Here is a 585-nt window from a genome sequence, read left to right as displayed (position 1 = left end):
AATAAAATACACCCTGAAATTGTAAAACTCATAGGAAAACTCAAATACCGAGCAAGCTATGGACAAAACGCTTTAGCACATTCTTTGGAAGTGGCTCACCTTGCAGGAATCATTGCTGCTGAGTGTGGTGGAGATGAGAATTTAGCACGTCGTGCGGGAATTTTACATGATATAGGAAAAGCATTAACCCATGATTTTGAAGGATCTCATGTGGATTTAGGTGCAGAACTTTGCAAACGCTACAAAGAGCATCCTGTAGTAATCAATGCTATTTACGCACATCATGGACACGAAGAAGCTACAAGCATAGAATCAGCAGCTGTTTGTGCAGCAGATTCTTTAAGTGCTGCACGACCTGGAGCTAGAAGAGAAGTGTTAGAAGCTTTCTTAAAAAGAGTCAGTGAGCTAGAAGATATCGCTAAAAGTAAAGAAGGAATTAAAAATGCCTATGCAATCAATGTCGGAAGAGAAATTTGCGTCATAGCCTATGCTTAGCTTGGTAATGATGATGAAAGTGTACTTTTAGCTTAGGAAAAAGCACCTGAAATGCAAGAAAAAATGCAATATCCTGGTGAAAATAAAGTC

At 39.0% G+C, this 585-nt stretch carries 1 pseudogene; it reads left to right on the top strand.

What is annotated here, in order from left to right:
* Nucleotides 1-528: pseudogene (locus KJR01_RS09655) on the top strand (HDIG domain-containing metalloprotein); the annotation flags it as partial.
* Nucleotides 529-585: the final 57 nt, after the last annotated feature.

It is taken from the genome of Campylobacter sp. 2018MI10, assembly GCF_018501175.1.
In the GTDB taxonomy this organism is placed as follows: domain Bacteria; phylum Campylobacterota; class Campylobacteria; order Campylobacterales; family Campylobacteraceae; genus Campylobacter_E.
The sequence above is the reverse complement of the archived record's forward strand: the minus strand, read 5'-3'. Positions and strand labels throughout refer to the sequence as shown.